Genomic DNA, 22,778 nt, shown 5'->3' on the forward strand with positions numbered 1-22,778 from the left:
GCGTTCGCATTCCTTACAGCGTGGTGCAAACGTTACTCAGGCAGCTAGCCGGCCAGCCGCAGACCGCGCTCGAAATGCGCGAGGGTCTGTTCCGCACCAGCCAAGGCGCCGTCGATCCCGCCGCTTGCGCGGGCCATCTGAACGGTGAGTCGATCTCGAAGCGCAGGGGTGTCGAGCATGGCCTGGCACCGTGCGCGAATCGCAGGGCCGGTATAGCCAAGGCGAAATCGACGTCGCGGGTGGCCCGTCCACTTGGCATGCCGAACACATGGGTCAGCAAGATGTCTCGGGCCGTGGCGCCGATTACGAAATAGTCGACGCCGTGGGTCTTGGCAACCCGGTCGACCACCCGCAGGATGCTCAGGGTAACGCTCGCCAACGGCCGGTCAGAACTGATCGAGTACATGCTGGATTTCGTGGTCGCGGATCATCGTCGCCGCCTCCCTGTTACGCGGGTCCATAGTGGCCATCAGGTCGGCGTAGGCCAGCAGCGGCGGAACTGTCGGGCCCCCATCGCCGAAATCCCAGAATGCCTCGACGATTTCCACCGGCCCCGCGGGTTGTGGCCTGAGGCGATGGGCCGATACCAGGCGCCTCAGCGCCCGTGGCATTGCATCGGGAGCCACGTAGAGTGTCTGTGTAGCAGGCTTCAGGTAGCCGTGCATGCGGAAAGCGGCAACCTCCCCGCTCCAGCGGGCTTGCGCTTGGGCGACGTCTGCGTGCTCCCACCACCCTGCGTCCGGTGCCTCGAAGCGCTGCGCGTGCAGCTTCGGGCGGAGAACGGCGGGATAGGCGGCGACCCACTCATCGACCAGGCTCCCGGGCGCGGTGAATCTGCGGGGTCCCGAGCGGCCGGAACCAACCAGCATGCCGCGTTCGCCCAGCGCCGCGAACACGGCTCCGACGCTGCCGAGCGCGATGCCCGCCGCGTCGGCGATGTCCCGATACGAGGCCTGAAGCAAGGCGGGCCGTGCGAGCAAGGCGAACACCATCCGCATCGCGGACGGACTGGAAGCACCACGGTGCGTCAGGGGGGCGGCGGCCGCGGTCGGCCGTTGCCCGCTGACGAACACATGGAGGCCCTCGCCGTTCAGATAGGCGTTGCCTGCGGCATCGGCAAACTGCAGGTCCAGCGCCCGGCATTTCGACGCCATCTGCGGGCTTAGATATGGCGCCACGAGAAGCGCCGGGCCATCGAGGGCGTCGAGCCGATGCTTGGCCAAGGCGAGCGTGCTCTCACGGTCGACGATCGCCTTGCATAGCGCAAAGTAGCGCTGCTTGCGCCGGCCAAGCGACAGCTCGACAACGGCATCCGCCGCACCTTGGGAAAAGACGGATTTGTTGAGCACCCGTGCCGTGACGCCGGTTCCCGCTTCCAGGGCGGCAAGTGCGGCGGTCAGCAACGCGAGATCGCGGGGGGAAAGCTTATCAGTGGCCATGCCGTCGTTCATTTTTTATGTTTGTTCACGTAACGTGAACAAACAAATATTATGAACACCGGGCCGCGGGGTCAAGGTCGCCCGGCGGAAACGACCGCGCCCGTACTCCTCAGGCTGCCTCCTCCAACCTGAATACCGCCACCGCCCGCTCCATCCTGCGCGCCTGGTCCTTGAGCGCCTGGGCCGCGGCGGCGGCCTGCTCGACCAGTGCCGCGTTCTGCTGCGTGACCTGATCCATCTGGGATACCGCCTGGCCGACCTGGGCGATGCCGCCGCTCTGTTCGCTCGACGCCTGGCTGATCTCGCGCGTCACGGCGGTGACGCGGCTGGCGGCGGCGACCATATTGGTCATGGTTTCGCCGGCTTCGTTGGCGAGTACGAAGCCGCTTTCGATGCGCTGGGCGGACTGCGAGATGAGTGTCTTGATCTCCTTGGCCGAATTGGCGGAGCGCTGGGCGAGGCTGCGCACTTCGGAGGCAACCACGGCGAAGCCCTTGCCGTGCTCGCCGGCGCGGGCGGCTTCCACCGCGGCGTTGAGCGCTAGGATATTGGTCTGGAACGCAATGCCGTCGATCACGCCGATGATGTCCACCACGCGCTGCGAGTCGGCCTGGATGCCGGCCATGGTGTCCCGCACGCGCGCGACCACGTCGCCACCGGCCGCGGCCAGCCCCGAAGCCTCGCCGGCGAGCGCACTGGCCTGCCCGGCGTTATCGGCGTTCTGCTTCACGATCGCGGTCATCTGTTCCATGCTGGCGGCGGTTTCCTCCAGGGCCGAAGCCTGCTGCTCGGTGCGCTGCGACAGGTCCTGGTTGCCCTGGGCGATTTCCTCGGCCGCCACCAGCACGTTTTCCGCGCCGATCTTGGTATCGCGGATCAGGCTCCGCCATGTCGATACCAGCGACATCAGATGCCGCTTGACCTGGCTCAGCTCGTCGCGTCCGCCCACGTCCATCCGTACCGTGAGGTCGCCCTCGTTGACGCGCGCGACGATGGCCGCCACCTCGTGCACATCCTGCTGCACGCCGCGGCTGAAGCCGGCGAACAGATAGAACGCGCCGCCCACCGTCAGCGCGGCGATGGCGGCAAGGCCGTACAGCCGCAACCTGTCGCGGTCCAGGCGTTCCTCCAGCATCTGCCGGGTGATGGCCGCGAACGACTGATTGGCGGCCGACACGCCGTTGATGGCCTGCGTCGCTTCGTCGAAGTACGCCTTGGCCTCGATGCTGATGCCGCTCGATCCCAGCACCCGCGTGTTCAGCGTTGCATGGAAGGCGTCCATGGCGGCCAGCCTCGCCAGCGCCGCATCGACTTGCGCGCGGTGCTCCGGCGCGCCGCGCAATACGCGCTGGCCGTCGCGCCGCACCGTTTCGAGGCCGTCACGGATCTGTTCGGACAGCGCCGCCAGTTCGGCCTGCTGGGCGGCGTCCGAGAATCCGCCCTGGCTGATGATCGCGGCGCCACGGCCGCGGGCGAGCGCGGCGAGTTCGGCAAGCCGCGGCATCGGCGCCACCATCAGGTTGATCAGGTAGTAGGACCCACCCTGCGGGTCCAGCGCGAGCGACGACAGGTCGGCGACGTCGGCAATGAACAGCCGCACCTGTTTGACGAGATCGGTATGGCGCTGGAACAGCGGGCCCGCCGGGCCGTCCAGTCCGGTATCGCGCAGCGCCTTCCACGCGCGCGCCGTCTCGGCGGCCGGTGTGGCGATGCCTGCGGCGCCCGCCGCTTCCGCTGCGTCCGCATTTGCCACGAGCCGGTCCAGGTGCGCGGCAGCCTTGCCGTCGGCCGCCTCGTAGACCGGGCGGAACGCTGCATTGCCGGCGAGCACGGACGCCGACGCCCCGCGGCGCACCTGCACCTCGCGCATGAAGTCGAGCGCGCTCTGGACGACTGCGAGGCCGGAGAGTTCGTCTTGCGTGGCATGGATCGATCGGGCCTGCTCGTCGAGCGCGACATAGAGTGCGCCGGCCAGCGGCACCACGAACAGTGCGGCAAGCAGCGTGAGCTTGCGCACAATGGAAAGCCGCGCCATCAGATGAACGGCGGGGGTCAGCAACGCTTGCATCTAGGGTCCCTTCAGTGCTGTCGATACGTTTTGTATCGGCGGCAACGGGGGCGGCTGAAGCGCGCGGCGCAAGTTCCCTGATCTGGCGCAAAAGCCGTGCAACGGAGCACGGGCGCGGTGCGCGATTCCCAACCATGGCGCCTGTTTTGGCGCGCCGCGCACCAGCGTGGAGACGTCGTCAGGACAGGCCGTCGAGCACGAGATGGCGGCCGTGCATGCTGCGCGCGGCGTCGGAAGCCAGGAAGGCGATCGCTTCCGCGGCGGCCTCGGTGGCCACCCAGGTGCCGGGATCGGTTGCCGGCATGGCCGCGCGATTGGCCGGCGTATCGAGAATGCCGGGCGCAATGCTGTTGACGTTGACGCCCGCCGCGCGCACCTCGTGCGACAGGCTTTCCACCAGCCGCTGCAATGCGCTCTTGGACGCGCAGTAGGCCCCCATGGCCGCGGCGCCGCTGGCGGCGCCGCGCGCCGACACGGCGACCACCTTGCCGCCGCCGGCCCGCACCATGCCGTCGATAAAGGGCCCGGTGACGGCGACGAAGGACCATGCGTTCAGGTCCATCATCCGCATCCACGATTCGCGCGTGAGCGCGTGCGTCGGCTCGCCCATCTCGAAGCCGCCCGCCACGTGGACGACGGCATCGACCCGGGGACAGGCCTCGCGGATCGAGTTCGCCGCATCCCGCATCGATTGTGCCGAGGTCACGTCGGCGCCAAGCAGCAGCCATCCCGCATCGCCCTCGCGGCCCGCGAAGGCGGCGCGCAGCGGCGCGGCATCGCGATCGATCAGCGCGAGGCGCGCGCCCTGCGCCGCGAAACGCTCCACCACCGCGCGGCCCAGCGCGCCGGCGGCTCCGGTGATGACGATATGACGAGGCGAGGTGGCGGACATGGTCGGGCTCCGGAAGGTAGTCGTTGGCCGGTGGATATTCCGGCGGGGCACCAGAACGCTACCTTACGCCGGGAGGGCCGGCTATGGAAACCGCCTCAGCGGGCGGCGAACCAGTCCGCCGGCAGTGCCGTACGCGGCGGCGCATCGAGCGCGATGCTGGCCTCATGCAGCAGGCTGTCGTCCGGATTGCGCCGGGTGGAGAAACCCGCATCGCGCAGCAGCGCAAGCATCCGGCGGTTTTCGCTCAGCACATCGCCGCGCAGCATGCGGAGCCCCGCTTCCCGGGCGGAGGCGACCAGCCGGCGGATCAGCCGCCGCCCGATGCCCTTGCCCTGCCATGCATCGGCCACCGCCACCGCGAATTCGCCGACGCGACGGGCATCCGCCACGCAATGGCCGTTGCCGACGATGCGCTCCTCGCCGTCCACCTCGGCGACCACGACCAGTGCCTCGCCCGCGGACACCATCGCGTCGATGGTCTCGTCCGCCACGCGCCCGCCGGTGAGGTAGCGGTAGTAGCGGCTTTCGCGCGACAGCGACGCCACGAAGTCGCGCAGGCCGGCGCGGTCGTTCAGCGTGGCCCGGCGCAGCGTCACGCGCTGCCCGCCGTTAAGCGTCCAGGTAGTGGGCAGGCCGGCCGGGATGGAGTCGGCGGGCCCCAGGAAGTCGAACGGCCCGAACAGGGCAAGGGGGGTGGGGATCATCGGCGGCTCCTGAATTCAAATTCCGTAGCCAGAGTATAGACAGGAACCTGACTTTTGCAAATGAAGTTAGCGTGCTAATCTGCAGACATGGACGCCACCCCTGAAGATCTCGCCCGCTGTTCCATTGCCGCCGCGCTATCGCTGATCGGCGAGAAGTGGTCTTTTCTTATCCTGAGGGACGTGTTCCACGGCGTGCGCCGCTTCGAGGACTTCCGGGCGCGGCTACAGTGCTCCCCCGCGGTGTTGTCCGCCCGGCTCAAGACACTGACCGAGGCGGGGCTGCTGCGCAAGATCGGCTACCGGGAGCCCGGGGCCCGCGAGCGCTTCGAGTACCGCCCGACGCGGCGCGCCGTCGAACTGATGCCCGTGCTGGTCGGGCTGATGCAATGGGGAGACCGGCATCTGAGCGAGGACGGCTCCGGCCCGATGGACGTGCGCTCGCGGTCGTCCGGCCAGCGGGTGCGCGCGATGCTCGTCGACGAGCAGGGCCGGCCGGTGCCGATCGAGGATCTGCAACTGGTGAGGACGGCACAGCGGCTACCCGACGAACCGGCACCGCCGGACCGCGTGGAATAGCCGCCCGCCCCCGGTTCCCCGCACCACTTCCGCCCTTCCCCTTCGCACCATCCCCGTGCCGGCCCCGCGCCGGCCTCCCCATTGCGGCGCAGCAACGCACCGCGATCGCGCCTGACATCGGGCCAAACCGCATCCTTCTCCACAAAAACCGCTGGCACACCGCTTGCGAATGAATGGGCGCGGACCAACGGCGGTCCGCCTCTTTTCAGACGACGCTGGCGGTCTTTACCGCCAGCGCCAGGACAACGGCGTCCCCTGGACCGGTCTCACCGACCGGTTTCCTCGGGACGCCTTTCGCGTTTACGGAGTCGAGATGGCCGGCAAAGCAACCCGCATCGAACTGTTGAACTTCCGCACCCCGCAGATGCGCGCCTTCCATATGACGTGGATGGCCTTCTTCGTCTGCTTCTTCGGCTGGTTCGCGTGCGCGCCGCTGATGCCGATGCTGCGGGGCGAGTTCGGGCTGACCAACGACCAGGTGGCGAACATCAATATCGCCGCCGTGGCCGTGACGATCCTGGTGCGCCTGATCATCGGGCCGCTGTGCGACCGCTTCGGCCCGCGCAAGGCCTATACCGGCCTGCTCGCGCTGGGCGCGATCCCGGTGCTCGGCGTGGCGATGTCGCAGAGCTACGAGGTGTTCCTCTTCTTCCGCCTGCTGATCGGCGCGGTCGGCGCGAGCTTCGTCATCACGCAGTACCACACGTCGGTGATGTTCGCGCCCAACGTGGTGGGCACGGCCAACGCGGCGGCGGCGGGCTGGGGCAATGCCGGTGGCGGCGCCGCGCAGGCGCTGATGCCGCTGATGCTGGGCGGCATCCTGATGCTCGGCGTCAGCGAGGCCTTCGGCTGGCGCCTCGCGCTGATCGTGCCCGGCGTGCTGATGCTGGTGATGGCGGTGCTGTACTGGCGCTTCACGCAGGACTGCCCGGAGGGCAACTACGCCGAGCTGCGCGCCCGCGGCGTCGCCGTGGACGGCGGCAAGAAGGGCGGCTGGGGCAGCTTCGTCGCCGCCGCGTCCAACTACCGCGTCTGGCTGCTGTTCATCACCTACGGCGCGTGCTTCGGCGTCGAGATCTTCATCCACAACGTGGCCGCGACCTACTACGTCGACCGCTTCGGCCTGTCGCTCAAGAGCGCGGGCCTGGCCGCCGCGAGCTTCGGCCTGCTTGCGCTGTTCGCCCGCGCGCTCGGCGGCTGGCTGTCCGACAAGGCCGCCATGCGCCGCGGCCTGGACGCCCGTTCCACGCTGCTGTTCGTGCTGATCCTTGGCGAGGGCCTGGGGCTGCTGTGGTTCGCGCAGGCCCATAGCGTGGCGCTGGCGCTGGTGGCCATGCTGGTGTTCGGCCTGTTCACCCATATGGCGTGCGGCGCGACCTATGCGCTGGTGCCCTTTATCGACCGCAAGGCGCTGGGCGGTGTGTCCGGAATCATCGGCGCGGGCGGCAACGCCGGCGCGGTGGCCGCGGGCTTCCTGATGAAGGGCCTGGGCGACCTGCAACAGACGCTGTTCGTGCTGGGCGTGCTGGCGACCCTGTCCGCGCTGTGCGCCATCGCCGTGCGCTTCAGCGCGGACCACAAGGCGCGCGAGCAGGCGCTCTACGACAACGCCCTGGCCGGCTGAGCGGCCGACGTACAAGACAATCTCCACAGAGGAAACGCCATCATGAAGCTAGTCATCATCGGTCACGGCATGGTCGGCCACAAGCTGCTGGAATGCCTCGCGGACGCGCGCGCCGACAGCACCGGCCCGCTCGACGTGACGGTGCTGTGCGAGGAGCCACGTCCCGCCTACGATCGCGTCCACCTGTCCGAATTCTTCGCCGGCAAGTCGGCCGAAGACCTGTCGCTGGTCGAGGCCGGCTTCTTCGAGCGCAACGACATGCTGCTGCGCCTGAACGCCCGTGCCACGGGCATCGACCGTGCCGCGCGCAAGGTCACGGTCTCGACCGGCGAGACGCTGGACTACGACAAGCTCGTGATCGCCACCGGCTCCTATCCCTTCGTGCCGCCGGTGCCCGGCAAGGACCGCGCGGACTGCTTCGTCTACCGCACCATCGAGGATCTCGAGGCGATGCGCGAGTGCGGCGCGCGCTCGAAGACCGGCGTGGTGATCGGCGGCGGCCTGCTCGGGCTCGAATGCGCCAAGGCCCTGCGCGACATGGGGCTGGAGACGCATGTGGTGGAGTTCGCGCCGCGGCTGATGGCCGTGCAGGTCGACGACGGCGGTGGCGACATGCTGCGCCGGAAGATCGAGGCACTGGGCGTGACCGTGCACACGCGCAAGAACACGCTGGAGATCGTGGACGGCCAAACCGGCACGCACCGGATGCGCTTTGCCGATGGCAGCCATCTGGATGCCGACATGATCGTCTTCTCCGCCGGCATCCGCCCGCGCGACGAACTGGCCCGCAACGCGGGCCTGGCGGTCGGTGAGCGCGGCGGCATCGTGGTGGACGACGCGTGCCGCACCTCGGACCCCGATATCCATGCCATCGGCGAATGCGCCCTATGGCAGGGCAAGATCTTCGGGCTCGTCGCCCCCGGCTACGACATGGCCCGCGTGACGGCCAACCAGTTGCTGGGCCGCGACGCGGCCTTCAACGGCGCGGACATGAGCACCAAGCTCAAGCTGATGGGCGTGGACGTCGCCAGCATCGGCGACCCGCACGGCAGCACGCCGGGCGCGCGCGCCTACCAGTTCACCGACGAACGCAAGCAGGTCTACAAGAAGCTGGTGGTCTCCGAGTGCGGCAAGTACCTGCTGGGCGGCGTGCTGATCGGCGACGCGGCGGAATACGGCACGCTGCTGCAGATGATGCTGAACCGCATCGCGCTGCCGGAATCGCCCGAATTCCTGATCCTGCCGGCCTCCGACGGCAAAGCCAAGCCCGGCCTGGGCGTGGACGCCCTGCCCGACGGCGCGCAGATCTGCTCGTGCAACAACGTCACCAAGGGCGAGATCTGCGCCGCCGTGTGCGACGGCGCCACCAGCATCGGCGCGCTCAAGACCTGCACCAAGGCCGGCACCGCCTGCGGCGGCTGCGTGCCGCTGGTCACGCAGGTGATGAAGGCCGAGATGAAGAAGCAGGGCCTGGCCGTCAACAACCATCTCTGCGAGCACTTCCCGTACTCGCGCCAGGAGCTCTACCACCTGGTCCGCGTGGGCGGCTTCAGGACCTTCGACGCGCTGCTGCATGCGCACGGCAAGGGCATGGGCTGCGATATCTGCAAGCCCACCGTCGGCAGCATTCTGGCCTCGTGCTGGAACGAGTTCGTGCTCAAGACCGAACACGCGAGCCTGCAGGACTCCAACGATTACTTCCTGGCCAATATCCAGAAGGACGGCACCTACTCCGTGGTGCCGCGCATGCCAGGCGGCGAGGTCACCGCCGAGGGCCTGATCGCGGTCGGCCAGGTAGCGAAGAAGTACGGCCTCTATACCAAGATCACCGGCGGCCAGCGCGTGGACCTGTTCGGCGCGCGCGTCGAGCAACTGCCGCTGATCTGGGAAGAGCTGATCGCCGCGGGCTTCGAGTCCGGCCATGCCTACGGCAAGTCGCTGCGCACCGTGAAGTCGTGCGTGGGATCGACGTGGTGCCGCTACGGCGTGGGCGATTCGGTGGGCCTGGCCGTCGAACTGGAGAACCGCTACAAGGGCCTGCGCGCGCCGCACAAGATCAAGTTCGGCGTGTCCGGCTGCACGCGCGAATGCGCCGAGGCACAGGGCAAGGACATCGGCGTGATCGCCACCGACAAGGGCTGGAACCTGTACGTCTGCGGCAACGGCGGCATGAAGCCGCGCCACGCCGAACTGCTGGCAAGCGACCTGGACCACGACACGCTGATCCGCTACATCGACCGCGTGCTGATGTTCTATATCCGCACGGCCGACCGCCTGCAACGCACCAGCGTCTGGCGCGACAACCTCGAGGGCGGGCTGGACTACCTGAAGGCGGTGGTGATCGACGACAGCCTGGGCCTCGGTGCGGAGCTGGAGGCCCAGATGCAGCATGTGGTAGACACCTACGAATGCGAATGGAAGAAGGCCGTGACCGATCCGGCCACGCGCCAGCGCTTCCGCCATTTCGTCAACAGCCCGCAGCCCGACGACAACGTGGTGTTTGTCGAGGAACGCGGCCAGATCCGTCCGGCCACGCTGGACGAGCGCCAGCACCATCGGGCCGGCGGCATCCCGGTACCCGTCCGGGTACTGGTGGAAAAGGCAGCGTGAGGTCGACCATGCCCAATACCAATCTGCATGTCGCAAGCACACAGGACCCAATGGAAAACGCCGTCATGGAGAACGCCGTGAACCTGGCCCACACCCAGGACAGCTGGACCGCGGTCTGCGCGCTGCGCGACATCGTCCCCAACACCGGCGTGTGCGCGCTGGTGGACGGCATCCAGGTGGCCGTGTTCCGCGTCGGCCAGGACGACGCGGTCTTCGCCATCGCCAACTACGATCCCAACGCGGGCGCCGCCGTGCTCTCGCGCGGGCTGGTCGGCAATCTCGGCGATCGGCTGGTGGTGGCCTCGCCCATCTACAAGCATCACTTCGACCTGCGCACCGGGGAATGCCTGGAAGCGCCCGAGCATTCGGTGGACGCGTTCTCAGCCCGCGTCTACGACGGCAAGGTGTGGGTCAACGTATGAACGCACGCACGAGCATCAGACCGCGGCTGGTAGTGGTCGGCAATGGCATGGCCGGCATGCGCACGGTCGAGGAACTGCTGGCGCTGGCGCCCGAGCGCTACGACATCACCGTGTTCGGCGCCGAGCCGCACGGCAACTACAACCGCATCCTGCTCTCCCCCGTGCTCGCCGGCGAGAAGACGGTGGACGACATCATGCTGAATCCGCGCGAATGGTATGCGCGCAACGGCATCGAGCTGATCGCGGGCGACCCGGTGGTCGCCATCGATCGCGTGCGCCGGCGGGTCCGCTCGCAGTCTGGCCGTGAGGTCGGCTACGACCGCCTGCTGCTCGCGACCGGTTCCCGGCCCTTCATCGTGCCGGTGCCTGGCCATCGCCTGGAGGGCGTGATCGCGTTCCGCGATCTGCAGGACGTGGAAGCGATGCTGGCCGCCGCGCGCGATCACCGCCATGCGGTGGTGATCGGCGGCGGCCTGCTGGGGCTGGAAGCGGCCAACGGCCTGCTGCGCCAGGGCATGTCGGTCACCGTGGTGCACGTGGGCGAAGCGCTGATGGAGCGCCAGCTCGACAAACCCGCCGCGGCGCTGCTCAAGGCCGCGCTGGAACGGCGCGGCCTGCGCATCCTGCTGAACGCCAACACCGCCGAGCTGACAGGCGAGGCGCGTGTAACGGGCGTGCGGCTGGAGGACGGCACGGCCATTCCCGCCGACCTGGTCGTGATGGCGGCCGGCGTGCGCCCCAACATCGATCTGGCGCGCGCAGCCGGCCTGCATTGCGAACGCGCCATCGTGGTGGACGACACCATGCAGACCTTCGATCCGCGCATCTACGCCGTGGGCGAATGCGTGCAGCACCGCCGCGCCACCTTCGGCCTCGTCGCTCCCATCTGGGACCAGGCGCGCGTGTGCGCCGCGCATCTGGCCGGTGCCGGCCATCGCCGCTATGTGCAGCAGGCCACCGCGACCAAGCTCAAGGTGACCGGCCTGGACCTGTACTCGGCGGGCGACTTCATCGGCGGCAAGGACAGCGAGGACCTGGTGCTGCGCGATCCCCGCCGCGGCGTCTACAAGCGGCTGGTGCTGCAGGGCGACCAGCTGGTGGGCGCCGTGCTGTACGGCGATGTGCGCGACGGCCCCTGGTATTTCGATCTGATCCAGTCCGGCGCCCCGGTGTCGGCCTGGCGCAGCCGCCTGCTGTTCGGCAAGGCCCAATGCGAGGCGCTCGCCGCGTGACCGCCGCGTCCGGCCGCCCATTCTCCCGACTTAGCAGAGCGCAACCGTGAACCTGTCCGATATTCCCGTCATCGCCGCCGACGCCGCCGCGCGCCCGCCCGTCGTATCGACCACCGACACCACCTGCCCCTACTGCGGCGTGGGCTGCGGCGTCACGGCCTCGGTGCGCGCCGATGGCAGCGTCGAGGTAGCCGGCGACGCGCGCCACCCGTCGAACGAAGGCCGGCTGTGCGTCAAGGGCTCGGCGCTGGCCGAGACCATCGGCCTGGACGGGCGCCTGCTGCATCCGCAGGTGCGCGAGGCGGACGGCGCGCTGCGCCGCGTATCGTGGGACGACGCCCTGGACCGCGTCGCCGGCGGCCTGCGCGACATCATCGCCAGGCACGGGCCGGATGCCGTGGCGCTCTATGTCTCGGGCCAGCTGCTGACCGAGGACTACTACGTCGCCAACAAGCTGATGAAGGGTTTTATCGGGAGCGCCAACATCGACACCAATTCGCGGCTGTGCATGTCCTCGGCAGTGGCCGGACACAAGCGCGCCTTCGGCGAGGACCTGGTGCCGGTGTGCTACGACGATCTCGACCACGCCGACATGGTGGTGCTGTCGGGCTCCAACGCGGCATGGTGCCACCCGATCCTGTTCCAGCGCCTCACGCGTGCCAAGGAAGCCCGCCCCGCGATGAAGATCGTGGTGATCGACCCGCGCCGCACGGCCACGTGCGAACTGGCCGACCTGCACCTGCCGCTCAAGCCCGGCACGGATGTGTGGCTGTTCAATGGCCTGCTGCGACATCTGGCCGAACACGGCCATGCCGACGAAGCCTTCGTCGCCGCGCATACCGCGGGGCTGGACGGCGCGCTGGCGTCCGCCGCCGGCGAACTGGATCCCGCCGCGGTGGCACGGGCCTGCAAGCTCAAGGTGGACGACGTGCTGGCGTTCTACCAGTTGTTCGCGCAGACCGAACGCGTGGTGACCGCGTTCTCGCAGGGCGTCAACCAGTCGTCCGCGGGCACCGACAAGGTCAACAGCATCATCAACTGCCACCTGCTCACCGGACGCATCGGCAAGCCGGGCATGGGCCCGTTCTCGCTGACGGGGCAGCCCAACGCGATGGGCGGCCGCGAGGTGGGCGGCCTGGCCAACATGCTCGCGGCCCATATGGAGCTGGCCGAGCCGGCGCATCGCGAACTGGTGCAGACCTTCTGGCAGTCGCCCGCCATCGCCGACAAGCCCGGCCTGAAGGCGGTCGAACTGTTCCAGGCGATCGAGGAGGGCCGCGTCAAGGCGGTGTGGGTCATCGCCACCAATCCGGTGGTCAGCCTGCCCGACGCCGACCAGGCCCGGCGCGCGCTGGCGCAATGCGAACTGGTGGTCAGCTCCGACATCGTCACCCATACCGATACCAATGCCGCCGCGCACGTGCTGCTCCCCGCGCTGGGGTGGGGCGAGAAGGACGGCACGGTCACCAACACCGAGCGGCGCATCTCGCGCCAGCGCGCCTTCCTGCCGGCGCCGGGCGAGGCGCGCGCCGACTGGTGGATCCTGTGCGAGGTGGCACGGCGCATGGGCTTTGCGGGCTTCGACTACGCCGGCCCGCATGCCATCTTCGACGAGCATGCCAGGCTGTCGGCCTACCGCAACGGCGACGCGCCCGGCGCCGTGCGGCGCGCCTTCGACCTGGCCGACCTCGCGGGACTGGACGCCGCGCGCTACGACGCGCTGCAACCGGTGCAATGGCCGCTGCGGGGCAACGCCGGCACGCCGCGGCTGTTCGCCGACGGACGCTATGCGCACGCGGACGGGAAGGCGCGCTTCGTCGCCACCCCGCCCCGCGCGCCCGTGCACGCCACGGACGACGACTTCCCGCTGGTGCTCAACACCGGCCGCGTGCGCGACCAGTGGCACACCATGACGCGCACCGGCAAGTCCGCGCGTCTGGCCGCGCATATCGCCGAACCGTTCGTGGACATGCATCCGCAGGACGCGCTGCTGTGCGGCGTGGCCGACGGCAAGCTGGCGCGGGTGGCCACCCGTTGGGGCGCGATGATCGCGCGCGCGCGGCATGGCGGCGGCATTCCGCGCGGCAGCGTGTTCGTGCCGATCCACTGGAACGCGCAGTTCAGCTCCGACGCACGCGTCGGCGCGCTGGTCAACCCGGCGGTGGACCCGGTCTCCGGCGAGCCCGAGTTCAAGCACACGCCGGTGCGGGTCGATGCCTTCCCCGTGTCGTGGCACGGCTTCGCGTTGAGCCGGGACAAGTTGCACTGCGATGCGCTGACTTACTGGACGCGCGTCACCGGTGCGCAATTCCAGCGCCATGAATTCGCCGGACGGGAGACCGTCGCCGATCGGAGCACCTGGGCCAGGGAGATGCTGGGGGTGACCGACCCGGACGCCGACTGGATCGAATACGAGGACCGCGCCGCCGGCCTGTATCACGCCGCCTGGCTGGTGGACGACCGCGTGCACGCCTGCGTCTTCGTCTCGGCTCGCGCCAGCCTGCCCGCGCGCGAATGGCTGGCGGGCCTGTTCGCCAAGCCGCGGCTGGAGGAGGCCGACCGCATCGGCCTGCTGGTCGGGCAGGCCGCGGAGCCCACCGCCGACGCGGGCCCCGTGGTGTGCGCGTGTTTCGGCGTGGGCCGCAATACGATCTGCGACGCGATCCGCAAGCACGACCTGAAGACCGCCTCGGACATCACGGCCTGCGTGAAGGCCGGCGGCAACTGCGGTTCGTGCGTGCCGGAGCTCAAGACGCTGCTGGTGGCGATGCAGCTGGAAGCGGCGGTTTGACCGGCCCGCCGCCAGCAGCCATCGGTCCACATGCCCGTCGTTTGTGCGAACGCCGGAATGACGGGCGCGCGTGGCTCATCCACGCCTGCAACGGAATTCCAGCGTCGCGTATTAAATCGCTTGCTATTTAATTTCGAGCGATATATAGTTCGAGCCATGGACAAGACGCAACCTTCCCGACCCGATCCGGCAGCCGCCCTGCTGCTCGATCACCAGTTCTGCTTCTCGGTCTATTCGACGTCGCTGGCGCTGAACAAGCTGTACCGCAAGCTGCTCGCCCCGCTCGGCCTGACCTATCCGCAGTATCTGGTGATGATGGTGCTGTGGGAGAACGACGATCTGACCGTGTCGGACATCGGCCGGCGCCTGAGCCTGGATTCGGCAACGCTGACGCCGCTGCTCAAGCGCATGGAAGCGCAGGGCCTGGTGGCACGGGCTCGCGCGGCGGCAGACGAGCGGCAGGTGATCGTCTCGCTGACCGATGCGGGCCGCGCGCTGAAGCAACGGGCGAAGAAGGTGCCGGAGTCCGTGTTGTGCGCCTCGGCATGCAGCATGGACGAGCTGACCGCCATCAAGCAGCAGCTGGACAGCTTGCGGGACCGCTTCACCGAGGGTCTGTAGGACGGACGGCGAAGTCGGCCGCCGCCGCGACGCATATATCGCTCGCTATGTAATTGCTCGCTATCTTTTCCGGGGCGTCCGCGTCTCGTTGGCAGTATCGCAGTCACACGCAGTCTCTAACCTTAACCTCTGATTCACCCAACCAAGGAGTCTTCCATGTCGATCGAAAAAGTCCTGTACCGCGCCCAAGCTCAAGCCACCGGTGGCCGTGATGGCCGTGCCGTCTCGTCCGACAACGTGCTGGATGTAAAGCTGGCCACTCCGAAGGAACTCGGCGGCGCCGGCGGTGCCGGCACCAATCCCGAGCAGCTGTTCGCCGCCGGCTACTCGGCCTGTTTCCTCGGCGCGCTGAAGTACGTCGCCGGCCGTGAAAAAGTCGCCCTGCCCGCCGACACGACGGTGACCGGCAATGTCGGTATCGGCCAGATTCCCACGGGCTTCGGCATCGAGGTGGATCTGCAGATCTCGATTCCCGGCGTCGAGCGCGAGGTGGCGCAGGGTCTGGTCGACAAGGCCCATATCGTCTGCCCGTACTCGAACGCGACGCGCGGCAACATCGACGTGCGCCTGACCGTTCTGTAAGCGGCAAAGCCCCGGGGGTCGGGTGAATGTGCAGCACCCGTCCCCCCTCTTCAGGGGAGGCTACATAACGGCGTCACAATGCCGTTAGCCCGGGCAAGCCGGGCGACGCGACCGACACCGCCACCCCATTCGTCCTCGGCCACACCAATACACGACCGCGCGCGCCGCGTGGCGACACCGAGGGGGAACATCGTGCACCTGAAGAATCTTTCGATCCAGACCAAGCTGCTGCTGAGTTTCGGCGCGCTTGCCTTCATCACCCTGCTGATTTCCGTCGTGTCCCTGCGTGCGCTTGGCGACACGAGCGAGGGCTTCAAGCGCTACCTGAGCGGCATCAACGCGCGCGCCGAAATGGCCTCGCAGGTGCGTACCGCCGTCGACCGGCGCGCCATCTCGGCGCGCAACCTCGTGCTCGTGACCGCGCAGGCGGATCACGACCTCGAAAAAGCCGAGGTATTGAAGGCCCACGACGACGTGCAACAGCGCCTGAAGACGCTGCGCGAGATGATCGAGAGCGCGGCCCGCGCTGGCGACGACATGGAAGCCGCGCGCAAGCTCGTCATGGACATGGAGCGCATCGAGGGCCAGTATGGTCCGGTGGCGAACGACATCCTGTCCCTCGCGCTCGCCAACCAGCGCGAACAGGCCATCGACAAAATGAACCGGGAATGCCGTCCCCTGCTGGCGGCCCTGGTCAAGGCTACCGACGCCTATGCCGACTTCACGCGCACGCGTCAGAGCGGGATCATTGCCGGCATCGAGGACAGCTACACCGCGCAGCGCAATCTGCTGATCGTGATTTCCATCGCCGCCGTCGCGCTGGCCGCCATCGGCGGGCTGCTGATCACCCGTTCGATCACCCGCCCGATCCAGCGCGCGGTCGAGATCGCGCAGAAGGTGTCCCAGGGCGACCTGACCACGCGCATCGTCGTCACCACACGCGACGAGACCGGCAAGCTGCTCCAGGCGCTGGCCAACATGAACGCTCAACTGAGCGATATCGTCTCGCGCGTGCGGGACGGCAGCGGCAACGTGGCAAGCGCGTCGACGCAGATCGCGACCGGCAATGCGGACCTGAGCCAGCGCACCGAGGAGCAGGCCGCCTCGCTGGAGGAAACGGCCGCCAGCATGGAGCAGCTGACGGCCACCGTGAAGCAGAGCAACGACAACGCCCGCCAGGCCAATGAACTGGCGCGCGAGGCGGCCGGCATCGCGGAAACCGGCAGTGCGGCGGTCGGGCGCGTCGTCGACACGATGCAGGACATCAGCGGCAGCTCGGCGAAGATCGCCGACATCACCGGCATGATCGAGGGCATTGCCTTCCAGACCAACATCCTCGCGCTGAACGCCGCGGTGGAAGCGGCCCGCGCAGGCGAACAGGGACGCGGCTTCGCCGTGGTGGCGAGCGAAGTGCGCAGCCTCGCGCAGCGCTCCTCTTCCGCCGCCAAGGAGATCAAGGATCTGATCGCCGCCTCGCTGGTGCAGGTGCAGACCGGCACGACGCTCGCCGGCGAAGCGGGCGACACCATGGCCGCGGTGACGCGCGCGGTGTCCCGGGTCACCGGCATGGTGGGGGAAATCGCCAGCGCCTCGGTCGAACAGGCTCGTGGCATCGAGCAGGTCAACCAGGCCATCGCGCAGATCGACCAGGTGACCCAGCAGAACGCCACGCTGGTCGAGCAGGCGGCGGCCGCATCGCTGTCGCTGCAGGAACAGGGCCAACAGTTGCGCGAGGCGGTAGCGTTCTTCCGCCTGAACGGCACGGCGGGCCGATCCTCCGCGCGCCTTGCCGCGGACGACGGCGCGATGCCGCTTCGCATCGAAGCGACGCCGGCCTAGCGGGGCCCATGCCGCACCGGCCGGACGCCCGCGAGGGCGTCTTTTTTTTGCGCCACGCAGCCCATCGCGACATTGTGTTCGGAGGGCGCGAACACTAAGCTCGTCGTAACCGTGCTTCTTATCCTGCGGCGCTCACACGCGTAGCGATGCGCGACGCCGCTGTGCCAATTGATAAGACATTGGAGACGACGACATGAGCATCCTCGACGGATTTCGTGGGAGGACGCGCCTTGCGTCCATCGCGCCCCTCGCGGCCATGGCCCTGCTGGCCGGCGCGCTGTCCGGATGCGGCGGCAACGACGGGGACGACGATCCCGACCTCGCGCCCACCATTCAGTTGCTCTCCTCCAAACCCGAGTACGTGACCGGCGGCAACGCCCTGATCGATATTGCGCTGCCGCGCGAGATCAACCTGGACACGCGGCCGTTGAAGGTCACCGTCAACGGCAACGAGATCACCTCGCAGTTCCGGCCGGTCCTGGACGACCCCCGCCACCTGCAGGCGGTGGTGAGCGGACTGGCCGAAGGCGCCAACACGATGGTCGCCAGCATGGGCCGCGCCTCCGCCTCGCTGGTCATGACCAACTATCCCATTACCGGACCGGTCATCTCGGGGCCCTGGCAGAGCCCATACATCTGCCAGACCGAAAGCTTCGTGCTGCCGGACGGCTCGCGTCTGGGGCCGCCGCTCGATGCCAACTGCTCGGTGCAGACGCGCGTGCAATACCTCTATCGGCCCGCCGCGGGCGGTGCGCTGCTGCCTCTGGCGGACACCAGTGCCCTGCCCGCCGACGTGGCGGAAGTCACCACCCTCGACGGGCGCACTGTGCCGTTCGTGGTGCGCGTGGAGACCGGTACGGTCAACCGCGGCATCTACCAGAATGCCGTGCTGCACGATCCGACCAAGGAATCCAGCCCCACGCCGCTCAAGCCGCCGAAGGCATGGAACCGCCGGCTGATCGCCGTCGAAGGATTCGGCTGCACGGGCGGCTGGTATGTGCAGGGCGCCGCGCAGGGCAATATCGCGGTCGCCGATTTCGACTTCAGCCTGCTCAACGTGCAGCGGCTGGCCGAAGGCTATGCGATGTTCACCAACACGCTGCAGCATGCGTCGAACAACTGCAATGCCGTGCTGGCCAGCGAGGCCGCGATGATGTCCAAGGAGGCGGTGATCGAATCGTTCGGCGTGCCGGTCTTTACGGTCAGCGCCGGCTGCTCCGGCGGCTCCTATGGCAGCGCCCAGCCGGCGGACCGCATTCCCGGCCTGTTCGACGGCGTGCTGATCGCCTGCACGTTTCCCGATCCGCTGTCGATCGCCTTCTCCGGGTCGGACGGCCACCTGATCACGCACTACATCACCCTCAATCCCGGCGCCTTCACCGACGCGCAGATCGCCGCGCTGACCGGCTACAAGAGCCGCAAGGCGTTCGAGGACGCGGCCAACCAGGCCGGCCGCACCGATCCCGTGCCGGGCCGCGTGGACTACGCCGGCTATGTCTCCGGGGTCTTCCGCGACGTGGTGCCGGCCGGCGTGCGCTATCACCCGGTCAACAATCCGACCGGCGTGCGGCCCACCGTGTACGACGCCGCAAGGAATATCTACGGCGTCGACCGCAACACCGGCTTCGCCCTCCGGCCCTTCGACAACGTGGGCGTGCAATACGGCCTGGCCGCGCTCAACGCGGGGCAGATCACCGCCGCGCAGTTCCTGGACCTGAACGAGCGCATCGGGGGCTACGACCAGGATGCCAACTATGTGCCGGCCCGCTCCAGCGGCGACCTCGGCGCGATCCTGCGGGCCCAGCAGTCCGGCCTGCAGATCACCGGCAATGGCGGACTCGCGGCCATTCCGGTGTTCGACGTGTCGGGGATCTACAACGAGGACACGGCCTATCACTACCAGTGGTTCCACTTCGCATTGCGCGAACGGATGCTGCGCGTGAACGGGGACACCGCCAATCACGTGATGTGGCGCGGCAACCCGGTGCCGGCGGCCACCGCGTGGGACACCTTCATCCGCTGGGTGCAGGCCTATACCGCCGACAAGTCCGGCGCCACGCAAAAGCAGAAGGTGGTCAGCCACAAACCCGCGGAGGCCGTGGACGGCTGCTGGGACAGCCCCACCGAATTCATCGCCGAGACGCAGACGCTGAGCAGCGAGCCGGACACGGCGTGCAATACGCGCTTCCCGTCGTGGACCGCGCCACGCATCGTGGCGGGCGGGCCGGTGGCGGCGGACATCATCAAATGCGCGCTCAAGCCGGTCAATGCGGCCGACTACGCGGTGCCCTTCCCGGGGCCGGACCTGGCCCGGCTGCAGGCGATCTTCCCGCAGGGCGTCTGCGACTGGTCGCAGCCGGGCATCAACCAGACAGGCGTGGTGCCGAACGGCTCGTTCGGGCCTTCGCCCGTGAACCTGGTGTTCGATGTGAACGAGGGGTAGGTGGGATGGGGATGCCGGTGTTTGGAGGATGGCTGGCGGTCACCCTCACCCCCAGCCCCTCTCCCGCGGGCGGGAGAGGGGGGAACACCCGCGGCGACGCAAATGCTGTCGGTTTGCTCCCCTCTCCCGCGAGCGGGAGAGGGGCCAGGGGTGAGGGTGACCGCCAGCAACCGCGACACCGCCCGGCAAACCCCAAAAAAAATACCCACAGCCGGGAGGGTGCGGGTAACAAGAGTGATGTGAGTGCGTCGCAGGACCACTCACGGCGGCGATAGTCTCATCGCGCCAGCGCGGCGCCAATAATCTTTCTGGACTACCTTGGTGCGGCGCACGCACCGTTGGACATTCGCGCCGGAATCGAGTCCAATCATCGCCCATGAGATCCCGGCCGCGCCGCCGGGGCTGCCGCAATCCTTCCGTTTTCCAAGGCGCCATGGCCCGAGCCAACCTGCTACTCGTCGACGACCACACCCTGTTCCGCACCGGCCTGCGCCTGCTGCTGGCCGATAGCCCGAGCGTGGCGTCCATCGTCGAGGCCGGCGCGGTCATGGAAGCGGTGCAGGCGCACGGCGGCGCGGACATCGACGTAATCCTGCTCGATATCCAGATGCCCGGCCTGAACGGCATCGAGGGCGTGCGGGTATTGCGCCGGCATTTTCCGGCGGCGCGCATCCTGATCGTGTCGGGCACGTCCGGCAGCGACGCCATCCCGCCCGCCGCGCGCAAGGACATCGCAGGCTTCCTGCCCAAATCCTCCGAGGCGCAGCAGATCGAGCTGGCCATCGCGCGCTGCCTGGAAGGTGGCACCTGGTTCGCCGACGACAGCCCGGCCTCGGCGCACACGCAGGCCTACGAAGTCAGCATGCTGACCGCGCGCCAGCTCGAGGTGCTGAGCCAGCTCAATCTCGGCCGATCGAACAAGGTCATTGCCCACCATCTCGGCTTGTCGGAGAATACCGTGCGCGTGCATGTCGCGGCGATCCTGGACCACCTCGGCGTGGTCAGCCGGGTCGAAGCCATTCTCGAAGCACAGCGGCGCGGATTGGTGCAGAGCGCCCGCTGACGACCATCCGCCCATGGAGCCAGGCCTCCCACGGGCGGCGCCAGTGCCGGCCCCCATGAAGACCGCCTTCCTCCTATTTCCGCGTTTCGACCGGGGCCAGCTGCTGGCCGCGCAGATGCAACTGCTCGACGACAGCTTCGGCGTGGCCATGCTCGGCTGCGCGCTGGCCGCGTGGATCCTCGCCACCGGGCTGACCATGCATGGCGGACACCTCGACGCGCTGGCATGGGCGCTGGTCATGTCGATCGCCTGCGCGGCCGGGCATTACGGCCGGCGCCTGCTGCCGGAGCGCACCAGCGAGGCGCACGCGGGCCGCTACGCGCGCGGCATGACCGCGCTGCTGACGCTGATCGGCACGCTGTGGGGCCTCGCCGCCTGGACCTACCTGGACATCCGGTCGGCGCCCAACGTGATCACCGTGCTGTCGCTGATCGCCGGCATGAGCGCCGCCGCGCTGGCCGTGTTCTCCGCCTGCCTGCCGGTCGCCGTGGGCTTCTTCGTGCCGGCCATCGTACCGGTGTGGGCCCGCTTCATCGCCACGCGCGACCTGGACTTCCTGCCGATGGTGCTGGCCACCCCCCTCTACCTGGTGGTGCTGATCGTCTTCGCGCGCAACTACGCCCGGATGGCGCGCCACTCGATCGCGCTGCGTTTCGAGAATATCGACCTGATCTCCCAGTTGCGCGAGCAGACCGTGCGCGCCGAACAGGCGCAGCGTGCAGCCGAGCAGGCCAGCCGCGCCAAGTCGGTATTCCTCGCCTCCGCCAGCCACGACCTGCGCCAGCCGCTGCATGCGCTGGGCCTGTTCCTGGTCTCGCTGGGGCGCACCGCGCTGGACGACAAGCAGCGCCAGTTGCTCGCGCATATCGATGCCTCGTCCGGCGCCGCCCGCGAGATGCTCAATACCCTGCTCGACTTCTCCAAGCTGGAGGCGGGCGTGGTCAAGTCCCACCCCATCGCATTCCGCCTGCAGCCGCTGCTGCACAAGCTCGAGGCGGAATTCGCGCCCCAGGCCAACGCCCGCGGGCTCGTCTATCGCACCCGCGACACCACGGCCACGGTGTTCGCCGACCCCGCGCTGGTCGAACTGATCCTGCGCAACCTGCTGGCCAATGCCATCCGCTACACGCGCAAGGGCGGCCTGCTGCTGGGCTGCCGGCAGCACGCGCGGCATATCGTGGTGGAGGTCTGGGATACCGGCATCGGCGTGCCAGCGGACCAGCACGAGGCGATCTTCCGGGAGTTCCATCAGCTGGGCAATCCCGAACGGGATCAGCGCAAGGGGCTGGGGCTTGGCCTTGCCATCGTCGATGGACTGGCGCGCACCATTTCGACACGGGTCACGATGGCGTCGCGCCCCGAGCGCGGTTCGGTGTTCCGTTTCGCCCTGCCGCGCGTGAGCGGCGGCGCGGTGCGCCCGACTCCCAGGCCGGCGGTGGGCTCGGGCGGTCCGCAGGACATGACGCCGCTGCCGGGCCTGCGCGTGATGATCGTCGACGACGACCCGCAGATCCTGATCGCCATGGCCGATCTGCTGGAAAGCCTGCAATGCGAATGCCGCACGGCGGAATCGGAGGACGACGCACTGATCGAGCTGGAAGGCTTCACGCCCGACCTGATCGTCGCGGACTACCGCCTGCGCGGCAATCGCGACGGGGTCCAGGCGATCGCGGCGCTGCGCGCGGCGCTGGGCCACGCGGTACCCGCCATCGTCATCACGGGCGACACGGCGCGTGACCGCCTGCGCAGCGTGCATGCCAGCGGGGCGGTGCTGCTGCACAAGCCGGTGGTCGCCCACGAGTTGCATGCCGCGATGGTGGCGCTGCTGTCGCCCTGGACCGAAGGCACGTAGCGCCGGGAATGCCGTTTGGC

The 22,778-nt window shown here is 68.5% G+C and carries 17 protein-coding genes; 12 read left to right on the forward strand and 5 right to left on the reverse strand.

Annotated elements, in window-relative coordinates; genetic code table 11:
* Positions 1 to 44: 44 nt before the first annotated feature.
* The 5 genes from LDO27_RS25600 to LDO27_RS18195 all read right to left on the reverse strand — a co-directional run bounded on the left by LDO27_RS25600 (position 45) and on the right by LDO27_RS18195 (position 5,103).
* Positions 45 to 179: a hypothetical protein gene (locus LDO27_RS25600; protein WP_267920424.1), complete on the reverse strand. Its 135-nt coding sequence runs from the start codon at positions 177 to 179 to the stop codon at positions 45 to 47.
* 207 nt (positions 180 to 386) lie between these two features.
* Positions 387 to 1,451, reverse strand: a complete 1,065-nt coding sequence (locus LDO27_RS18180; protein ID WP_224043218.1) for a type IV toxin-antitoxin system AbiEi family antitoxin — start codon at positions 1,449 to 1,451, stop codon at positions 387 to 389.
* A gap of 97 nt (positions 1,452 to 1,548) precedes the next feature.
* The gene (locus LDO27_RS18185; protein WP_224043220.1) at positions 1,549 to 3,507 is read right to left on the reverse strand and encodes a methyl-accepting chemotaxis protein; all 1,959 of its coding nucleotides are present in this window, start codon (positions 3,505 to 3,507) and stop codon (positions 1,549 to 1,551) included.
* A 178-nt stretch (positions 3,508 to 3,685) separates the two neighbouring features.
* Positions 3,686 to 4,399 carry an SDR family NAD(P)-dependent oxidoreductase gene (locus tag LDO27_RS18190; protein ID WP_224043222.1) on the reverse strand — a complete coding sequence of 238 codons (714 nt, stop codon included), beginning with the start codon at positions 4,397 to 4,399 and terminating at the stop codon, positions 3,686 to 3,688.
* Positions 4,400 to 4,494: 95 nt separating this feature from the next.
* Complete coding sequence (locus LDO27_RS18195) at positions 4,495 to 5,103, reverse strand: GNAT family N-acetyltransferase (RefSeq protein ID WP_224043224.1); 609 nt, start codon at positions 5,101 to 5,103, stop codon at positions 4,495 to 4,497.
* Between the two features lie 87 nt (positions 5,104 to 5,190).
* Between LDO27_RS18195 and LDO27_RS18200 the strand changes: the two genes are divergently transcribed.
* The 12 genes from LDO27_RS18200 (at position 5,191) to LDO27_RS18255 (ending at position 22,758) form a co-directional block, all read left to right on the forward strand.
* A complete protein-coding gene (locus LDO27_RS18200; protein WP_224043226.1) occupies positions 5,191 to 5,679 on the forward strand; it encodes a winged helix-turn-helix transcriptional regulator in 489 nt (162 codons plus the stop codon).
* Between the two features lie 313 nt (positions 5,680 to 5,992).
* A complete protein-coding gene (locus LDO27_RS18205; protein ID WP_222207472.1) occupies positions 5,993 to 7,303 on the forward strand; it encodes an MFS transporter in 1,311 nt (436 codons plus the stop codon).
* A gap of 42 nt (positions 7,304 to 7,345) precedes the next feature.
* The gene (nirB, locus tag LDO27_RS18210; protein WP_224043227.1) at positions 7,346 to 9,913 is read left to right on the forward strand and encodes a nitrite reductase large subunit NirB; all 2,568 of its coding nucleotides are present in this window, start codon (positions 7,346 to 7,348) and stop codon (positions 9,911 to 9,913) included.
* Positions 9,914 to 9,963: 50 nt separating this feature from the next.
* Positions 9,964 to 10,335 (forward strand): nitrite reductase small subunit NirD, encoded by a 372-nt coding sequence (gene nirD / locus LDO27_RS18215; RefSeq protein WP_224043229.1) that lies wholly within the window; start codon positions 9,964 to 9,966, stop codon positions 10,333 to 10,335.
* Positions 10,332 to 11,567 carry an NAD(P)/FAD-dependent oxidoreductase gene (locus LDO27_RS18220; RefSeq protein ID WP_224043232.1) on the forward strand — a complete coding sequence of 412 codons (1,236 nt, stop codon included), beginning with the start codon at positions 10,332 to 10,334 and terminating at the stop codon, positions 11,565 to 11,567. Before nirD ends, LDO27_RS18220 begins: the two co-directional genes overlap by 4 nt.
* A 46-nt stretch (positions 11,568 to 11,613) precedes the next feature.
* Positions 11,614 to 14,358, forward strand: a complete 2,745-nt coding sequence (locus tag LDO27_RS18225; protein ID WP_224043233.1) for a nitrate reductase — start codon at positions 11,614 to 11,616, stop codon at positions 14,356 to 14,358.
* Between the two features lie 156 nt (positions 14,359 to 14,514).
* Positions 14,515 to 14,979 carry a MarR family winged helix-turn-helix transcriptional regulator gene (locus LDO27_RS18230; RefSeq protein WP_222207465.1) on the forward strand — a complete coding sequence of 155 codons (465 nt, stop codon included), beginning with the start codon at positions 14,515 to 14,517 and terminating at the stop codon, positions 14,977 to 14,979.
* Positions 14,980 to 15,135: 156 nt separating this feature from the next.
* Complete coding sequence (locus LDO27_RS18235; protein WP_222207463.1) at positions 15,136 to 15,561, forward strand: organic hydroperoxide resistance protein; 426 nt, start codon at positions 15,136 to 15,138, stop codon at positions 15,559 to 15,561.
* Positions 15,562 to 15,753: 192 nt separating this feature from the next.
* Positions 15,754 to 17,400: a methyl-accepting chemotaxis protein gene (locus tag LDO27_RS18240; protein WP_224043235.1), complete on the forward strand. Its 1,647-nt coding sequence runs from the start codon at positions 15,754 to 15,756 to the stop codon at positions 17,398 to 17,400.
* A 193-nt stretch (positions 17,401 to 17,593) separates the two neighbouring features.
* Positions 17,594 to 19,843, forward strand: a complete 2,250-nt coding sequence (locus tag LDO27_RS18245; protein ID WP_224043238.1) for a DUF6351 family protein — start codon at positions 17,594 to 17,596, stop codon at positions 19,841 to 19,843.
* A 433-nt stretch (positions 19,844 to 20,276) separates the two neighbouring features.
* On the forward strand, positions 20,277 to 20,906 hold the full coding sequence (locus LDO27_RS18250) for a response regulator transcription factor (protein WP_224043240.1): 630 nt from the start codon (positions 20,277 to 20,279) through the stop codon (positions 20,904 to 20,906).
* Between the two features lie 55 nt (positions 20,907 to 20,961).
* Entirely contained in the window at positions 20,962 to 22,758 is a 1,797-nt protein-coding gene (locus tag LDO27_RS18255; RefSeq protein WP_224043241.1) for an ATP-binding response regulator, read from the forward strand.
* The last annotated feature ends 20 nt before the right edge of the window (positions 22,759 to 22,778 follow it).

This window comes from Cupriavidus respiraculi, from assembly GCF_914271545.1.
Classification (GTDB): domain Bacteria; phylum Pseudomonadota; class Gammaproteobacteria; order Burkholderiales; family Burkholderiaceae; genus Cupriavidus; species Cupriavidus respiraculi.